Source organism: uncultured Cyclobacterium sp. (genome assembly GCF_963976465.1).
In the GTDB taxonomy this organism is placed as follows: Bacteria; Bacteroidota; Bacteroidia; order Cytophagales; family Cyclobacteriaceae; genus Cyclobacterium.
On record NZ_CAXBOC010000251.1, the window covers coordinates 1 to 7,890 of the forward strand.

The following is a 7,890-nucleotide window of genomic DNA, read 5'->3' on the forward strand; positions in this document are numbered from 1 at the left end:
CTATGGAATTAAAAAGAATCGACAATATCTGGCATTTCTTTGCAACCCAGAATCAATTGTTTCTGAAAAAAGAAATTGATACAAGGGTGCTTTATGTATTTAAAAAAAATAAGATCAAACTATTGCATTCCTTTAACCCAAACTTTACAGCACATTCAAATTTAAGCATTGGTCCGGAAAACTTTGAAATGGCTGTGGAAACCTATGCTGCCAGCCAAAAAAGATTTGGTCTTCCCTCTCCTGTTAATCTACAGCAACGTATATTTTTCCCTAAGGAATTACTTGTTTTATCCTCTAGATTTTCTTTCGTAGTAGAAAAAGATCGATTTAAAAACATTAGGGTTACGCTGGAACCATTTATTCCAAAAACCATCAAAGATACCAGCTCCCCTATTAACCTTATTTGTGAAACCCTTTGGTCCTTCAGGTACTTCTCAAATACCATCAAAAACTAAAGTGAGGAGGCTATTTTTAATAAAATTTAAGAAAAATAAAATTTTACCAAGGGATACTTTTTAACTTTGAGCATGAACAATACCAAAGAAGAAAATAACTTTCCAATATTTACAATGGCCAACCGAGGCATCCTGCTTTTATGCGGTATTTATACCATTGCATGGGCCGGACTTTTTAAATGGTTTGGCCCTGCTTTATTTTCTTGGCTAGCCATGCAAAGCGATTTCGACACCATGATGAATACCGGATGGTATGGAACAATAGGAATCATTGCCGGTGTACTCCTCTTTCTTTCCGCTTTCTATCCTGTAAGCTGGATTTATCTATTAGCAATTGGTCTTACCGGGAAACTTATTTCCATCATTTCTTTTCTATTGGTTTATTTGCCAAATTTGGAATGGAACAAAAGAATTGGATTTCATTTATTCTTCAATGAGTCACTATTTTTACTCCTAATAGCAGCAATGCTCTGGAAAGCATGGAAAGTAAAAAAGTACTTGGCAACGCTCCCTGATTAAGAAACTAAATTAAGCTTTTTTCAATTGCTATTTCTCTGTCTTATCAAACCAATAGGGATGGATTAATTGAAACAAAAAAGCCAACCCTATTGGATTGACTCCAACTATAGAATAAGGATTAACAAAAGAATAATAATTATGGCGCCGGTAGAAATGTACACTCCTCCCCCTAAACCTTTTGACTCCTTATTTATCTCTCTTAATTCTTTTCGGACTTCCTTTCTTTCACTTTTTTCCATAGAACTAAAATCCATGGCCTTGATTTCCAAAAAGCGATTTTCCAACTGATCCAATCTTGCTTGGTCTTCAGGACTTAACTCTTTCTTGTTGGGTTCCGGACCTTCCTCTTTGGCAATGGCTGAGGGAACAAACGAGACAAAGAGCATCAATACGGACAAAGAATAGGCAATTTTTTTCATTTTATATAATTTGGATTAAACATTAACTTTTCATCCAAGTCTAACATCGTTAAACTGATGAAAAATATTTAATACCAATAATCTTACCAATTTTATCAAATTGCACAGCCAAACTTAGGCTGGTAAATAAACTTTTTATCAAGGAAACAATAGTTTCAAACCTTTTTGATATTATTTGGGTGCTTTGCCACTTATTAGTAAAACAGCTCAAGTGGTAACAAGTCTCTTGGGGATTCCGGCTTAAAATTCATTAACTTGGATTAAATTTGTTGGTATATTTGCTCTCTATACGAAGCGTGAAAATCAAAAACTTACCTGAAAATGTCTAAAGGCGATAAAAAATTATTCTTACTGGACGCTATGGCTCTGATTTACAGGGCTCATTTTGCTTTCAGCAAAAATCCAAGAATCAATAGCAAAGGATTAAATACAGGAGTCATGTTGGGTTTTACCAACACCTTGTTGGAAATCTTAGATAAAGAAAAACCCTCACATATAGCTGTAGTTTTTGACACCCCGGCACCCACCTTTAGACACAAGCAATTTGAGGCATACAAAGCCAATAGACAAGAACAGCCAGAGGACATCAGCATAGGTATCCCATGGGTCAAACAAATCGTAAAGGCCTTCAACATTCCTACCCTTGAATTGAACGGTTATGAGGCCGATGATATCATAGGCACCCTTGCAAAGCAAGCTGAAAAAAGTTCTTATACTGTATACATGATGACCCCGGATAAAGATTACGGGCAACTGGTAGACGATCATATTTTCCTTTATAAACCTGCTTTTATGGGTAATGCTGTAGATGTGATGGGCCCCAAAGAGATTTGTGAAAAATGGGACATAGAAAACGTTGATCAGGTTAGAGATATTTTGGGTTTGATGGGTGATGCTGTAGACAATATTCCCGGAATACCGGGAATTGGAGCCAAAACAGCAGTAAAGCTACTCAAGCAATTTGGAAGCGTAGAGGAGCTGGTTAAGAACACCGACCAATTGAAAGGCAAGCAAAAGGAGAATGTCGAAAAATATGGGGAGCAGGGAATATTGTCTAAGGAGTTGGCGACCATTATCCAAGATGTGCCCATTGAATACCATGCGGATGATTTTACTGTTGAGCCTCCGGATGAAGAAAACCTCAAGGCCCTTTTTGCAGAACTTGAATTCAAAACTTTGACAAAAAGAGTTTTTGGTGAGGGTGTTAAAAAGTCAAAGGTAAAAGTAGACGAACAATTGGGTTTGTTTACAGGGAATGATAGCAAGGCAGATACAACTACTGAAATTGCTGAGCAAGCCCCTCCCATCACGGAGACAGAAGCGCTGGACACCATATTCAGTCGCCCTCATGATTATCATAAGGTAGAAGGAGAGGCAGCCATAGCCGACCTGGTGGAATACTTATTGAAGCAAAAAGAGCTATGCTTTGACACCGAAACCACCTCCCTCAATCCCAATAATGCCCTATTGGTAGGGATTTCCTTTGCTTATATTAGTTCAGAAGCTTACTATATCCCTTTTCCTAAGGATAAAGAAAAGGTAAATGCTATTTTGACTCAACTACGGCCGGTATTCGAAGCAGAACATATTTTGAAGATTGGGCAAAACATCAAATATGACATCTTGGTATTGATGAACTATGGAATTGCTGTCAAAGGAAAGCTTTATGATACCATGTTGGCGCATTACCTTATAGAGCCCGAAGGGAAACATTCCATGGACTGGTTGGCGGAGCAATACCTTAACTATAAGCCTGTTTCTATAGAAAGTCTTATTGGTAAAAAAGGTAAAAACCAAGGCAATATGGGAGATGTGGATCCGGATGAAGTGGCCCCTTATGCCTCTGAGGATGCAGACATTACCCTTCAATTAAAAACCAAGTTCGATCCAATCATCAAAGAAAACAAACTGGAAAAGCTTTTATTGGAAGTAGAGAGTCCTTTGATCGATGTTTTGGCAGCCATGGAGTTTGAGGGAGTTAAAATTGATACGGAAAGCTTAAAAGAAATGTCTCTATCCTTGGAAAAGGAAAGCAAAGAAATTGAAGCCAAGGTTTATGAAATGGCAGGAGAAACCTTTAACCTTGCTTCCCCTAAACAGCTTGGAGAAGTACTTTTCAACAAACTCAAATTGGATGCAAAAGCCAAGAAGACCAAAACCGGTCAATACGCTACCGGAGAAGAGGTGCTTAGCAAACTGGCCGGAGAGCATGAAATTGCACAGGCCATTCTGGACTTCAGGCAGATGGTAAAACTTAAGTCTACTTATGTAGATGCCCTCCCTGCTTTAATCAATCCAAAAACCAACAGAATCCACACCACTTACAATCAATTTGTGGCAGCTACTGGTAGACTCTCATCCATCAACCCCAACCTTCAGAATATCCCTATCCGTACAGAAAGAGGTAGAGAAATAAGGAAAGCCTTTGTTCCCAGGGACGAAAACCACCTTATCCTCGCAGCAGATTATAGTCAAATTGAGTTGCGAATAATGGCTGCATTCTCTCAGGACGACTCAATGATAGAGGCATTTAAACAAGGCCGTGACATCCATGCCACCACTGCTGCTAAAATTTTCCAGGTTCCGCTGGAGGAAGTTTCTGGAGACATGCGGAGAAAAGCCAAAACGGCCAATTTTGGAATCATTTATGGTATTTCTGCCTTTGGCTTGTCCCAGCGACTAAAAATCCCCAGAGGGGAGGCCAAAGAGATTATAGATGCCTACTTCAAAGAATTCCCCGCTGTAAAGGCTTATATGGACGAATGCATTGAAAAAGCACGAAAAAATGAATACGTGGAAACCATCCTGGGTAGAAGACGATACTTGCGAGACATCAATAGCAGAAATGCTACCATGAGAGGCTTTGCTGAAAGAAATGCCATCAATGCCCCCATTCAAGGTTCTGCTGCAGACATGATTAAATTGGCCATGATCCATGTGCAAAATTGGATGATTAAGGAAAAACTAAAATCCAAAATGATACTTCAGGTTCATGATGAATTGGTTTTTGATGCACACAAGGATGAAGTAGAACTTTTGAAAAAAGAAATCCCTCAACTTATGGCCAATGCCATTAAAATTGATGTGCCACTGGAAGTGGAAGTAGGGGTTGGAAAAGATTGGCTGGAAGCGCATTAATCTCAGATCAGTCAACAACAGCATTTATAAGAATGAATCAGTAAAAGCTCAAAAAAAATATCTGTGGCTAAAATAAAGACTTCCTTTTTTTGTCAAAATTGCGGTGTAGAAAGCCCAAAATGGACCGGAAAATGCCCTTCCTGTGGTGAATGGAACACTTTTGTGGAAGAGGTCGTACAGAAAGAAGAAGCCCAAAGAGGGAGCTGGAAAGCAAATAATAAAAGCACTAAAAAGGCCAATCAACCCAAAACGCTGGGAGAAATAACTTTTGAAGAACAATCTCGCTTGATTACAGGAGATATTGAGCTAGACCGGGTGCTGGGCGGAGGAATCGTACCCGGCTCTTTGGTGCTTATCGGTGGAGAACCGGGTATAGGGAAATCCACATTGATGTTGCAAATCGCACTAATGCTTTCAAAAACCAAGGTGCTGTATGTTTCAGGTGAAGAAAGTGAAACGCAAATTAAAATGCGAAGTGAGAGGATGCAACACCATTCAGAATCTTGTTATGTACTTTCAGAAACTAAAACCCAACAAATATTTCAGCAAATAGAATTGCTCAAACCGGAACTTCTGGTCATAGACTCCATACAAACGCTCCATAGCCAATATGTGGAATCCGCTGCCGGCTCAGTTAGCCAAGTGAGGGAATGTACGGCTGAATTGATGAAATTTGCTAAGGAAACGGGAACCCCCGTCTTTTTAATCGGACATATTACCAAAGATGGCACGATCGCCGGTCCTAAGATCCTTGAGCATATGGTAGATACTGTCCTGCAGTTTGAAGGAGACAGGCATTTAAGTTATAGAATCCTCCGCACCTCCAAAAATAGATTTGGATCTACCAATGAATTGGGCATCTATGAAATGCATGCCAACGGACTTAGGCCTGTTACCAACCCTTCAGAGATATTGATGACCCAAAGAGAAGAGCAATTAAACGGCGTGGCGATTGGCGCCATGCTGGAAGGGAATAGACCTCTGCTGATTGAAATTCAATCACTGGTCAGCCCGGCCACTTATGGCACTCCTCAGCGGAGCAGTACAGGACATGATGCCAAGCGGTTAAATATGTTGCTGGCAGTATTGGAAAAAAGAGGTGGCATGCGCTTGGGGCAGCAAGATGTGTTTTTAAATATTGCTGGTGGCTTGAGGGTGGATGACCCGGGGCTGGATTTGGCTGTGGTGGCTTCTATCATTTCATCCTATGAAGACAAAGCGATCGATCCGGGGATTTGTTTTGCCGGAGAAATTGGCTTGGGTGGTGAGGTAAGGGCAGTCAATAGAATTGAAAACCGAATCGCGGAAGCGGCTAAAATGGGATTCAAAAAAATCATGCTTTCCAGATATGCCATTAAAGGGCTGGAATTAAGCAAATACCCTATAGAAGTGCTTGCTGTAAGTAAATTGGAAGAAATGTACCGACATATATTTCTATAGTCGGTACATGATGATTTCGTTTTTCTTTATATTATTCAACAGCCCTAAAGAGGGTCATTTCTTAAAAAAAACTATTTTATTCAGGTTTCTTAGCACCAAAAGCTGCAAAGCAACAATTTTTATGGAGCACCTCTATGCCGGTAAACCCTACTTTTTCCATGAGATTAAGTTGAAAAAGCAAAGATCTTGGGCTGTCTTCTTTTTCTATATACGCAAATACATGTTTTCGGTATTCAGGTCCTTTGAGCTTTTCCAAATAGCTACCATACCAATACCACATCATTTCCTGAATTTCAGGAACATCATGGTGCACCAAATCTGATATCCAAAATGTACCACCGGGTGCCAGCAGGCTAAAAATCTTTTTAAAGTTTTTTTCCCAATCCTTTTCTTCTCTAAGGTGGTTCAGCACTGCAGCAGCCACAATTATATCATATTTCCCTTCTTCTAACTTTGCGTGCCGTAGGTCTCCTTGGATGGTATTTACCTGTCCTGTTGTTGCCCATGTCACCCTGTCTTTGGCTTTGGTTAGCATGGGCTTACTTAAATCCAGCAAATCACTATTAATCTGGGGGAAATTTTCCAAAATCTTTAGACTTAGGTTTCCGGCACCACAGCCAATATCCAATAAATTTTTGGCTTTTGGGTTTGAAACTTTGGTCGCATGTGCTATCAAATTCATACACAATGGAGCATCCATTGTCGCTTGTTGGCCTGTGTCTAAATTGGAAAAACGTTCTACATCTTGATCAAATCTTTCTTTAATTTCCTTTACACTAGACTTGTGTTGCATGGTCTATTTTTTAGGGGTTTATTTAAACTAAACATTCTTGATTTTAGCCATTAAAAGCTACAATAACAACATTTTTTCAACATTCTACAAATCCAAAAGGAAAACAAGACCCCATATATTCCTGTATATGAACATTTTAAATCTTACAACTTTTTATCGAATCAATTGCCAAAAAGAAAAATCTTCTTGTTCCAACATTACAACTTGACCATTTACTATGGCAATCTTTCGCTCTCCTTCCTCGGTCAGATAAAACAATGAAGGTTCATCTAAAGTAGTAGTAAAGTTTGGCTCATTTCCTTCCGTAAACACCACAATGGGCAATTGGTGGACTTGCCCTTGGTTGGCTTTATTAGTTGCAACAGCTAAATAACCTTCTGAAAGTAGATCCATGGCCTTCCCTTGAGTCAACTTTTCCATAGGAATTTCCTCTTTCCAAATTTTTCCTTTCTCCAAAACCATACCACTTGCATCAATTTCTTTGTATCCATGGTAAACCGATAAATCTCCCAAATCCACAATATTCCCTTTCATTAGAATAAGGCTATCTAGGAATCGCTCACTACTTTTAATTCCTATATCGGTACGATAACTATTATCACCGGCCACAGTTTCTACATTTCTAATCAACAAGTCCATCAGCTTGGAATCATTTTCAGGAATCGCTATGTACTGTTCCTCTGTGTATTTAAGGTAATTTTCTGTGGCAATACCATACAAGGCATCCAATAAAATCATAAAATTTAACTGACGAATAAATTGCTTTTCGGGATCCCCGGGATAAGCTCCAGATTCAATCAATATAGTGCTCGTCCCCCACTTCTGGATATTGTCACCAAAAGCCCTGGGTTCAAAACTATCGTCATATTTACCTACCTGCCCCGGAATAAGTTGCTGCAACAAGCGGTTCATTCCAACAATCACCTTCATGGCCTTACTTCTCACAGCATTCACTTCTCTTGCTTTATTATAAGCTGGAGCTAGAAAACTAATGGTGGCCGGAAGAGAACTCCCCTCCACATTATAATACCTGTTCTGATCGTGCAGATTAAAGCCAAAATCGGGACTAAATTCATCCCTTGCCTTTTTCAGAATGATGCCTTCAGGGCTGCTTTGTCTAACGGCA

The 7,890-nt window shown here is 39.5% G+C and carries 7 protein-coding genes; 4 read left to right on the forward strand and 3 right to left on the reverse strand.

The genetic code is table 11. From position 1 onward, the window contains the following. Both AAC037_RS14370 and AAC037_RS14375 read left to right on the forward strand, forming a co-directional pair. Positions 1-455: hypothetical protein (locus AAC037_RS14370; protein ID WP_339903629.1), on the forward strand; the 455-nt coding region annotated here is incomplete at its 5' end. A gap of 72 nt (positions 456-527) precedes the next feature. Beyond that, positions 528-974, forward strand: coding sequence for a hypothetical protein (locus tag AAC037_RS14375; protein ID WP_339903630.1), 447 nt, complete (start codon positions 528-530; stop codon positions 972-974). A gap of 104 nt (positions 975-1,078) precedes the next feature. Here the strand turns inward: AAC037_RS14375 and AAC037_RS14380 are convergent, their stop codons facing one another. After that, positions 1,079-1,393 (reverse strand): hypothetical protein, encoded by a 315-nt coding sequence (locus AAC037_RS14380; protein WP_339903631.1) that lies wholly within the window; start codon positions 1,391-1,393, stop codon positions 1,079-1,081. Positions 1,394-1,714: 321 nt separating this feature from the next. Here AAC037_RS14380 and polA point away from each other — a divergent pair, with 321 nt between their 5' ends. Both polA and radA read left to right on the forward strand, forming a co-directional pair. Further along, entirely contained in the window at positions 1,715-4,531 is a 2,817-nt protein-coding gene (polA, locus tag AAC037_RS14385; RefSeq protein WP_339903632.1) for a DNA polymerase I, read from the forward strand. Positions 4,532-4,594: 63 nt separating this feature from the next. Beyond that, a complete protein-coding gene (gene radA, locus AAC037_RS14390; RefSeq protein WP_339903633.1) occupies positions 4,595-5,971 on the forward strand; it encodes a DNA repair protein RadA in 1,377 nt (458 codons plus the stop codon). A gap of 76 nt (positions 5,972-6,047) precedes the next feature. On the opposite strand, the gene AAC037_RS14395 is transcribed toward radA, so the two are convergent. Together AAC037_RS14395 and AAC037_RS14400 are read right to left on the reverse strand one after the other, a co-directional pair. Beyond that, on the reverse strand, positions 6,048-6,764 hold the full coding sequence (locus AAC037_RS14395; protein WP_339903634.1) for a class I SAM-dependent methyltransferase: 717 nt from the start codon (positions 6,762-6,764) through the stop codon (positions 6,048-6,050). 153 nt (positions 6,765-6,917) lie between these two features. After that, the coding region (locus AAC037_RS14400) for a peptidase M14 (RefSeq protein ID WP_339903635.1) at positions 6,918-7,890 on the reverse strand (973 nt) is incomplete at its 5' end.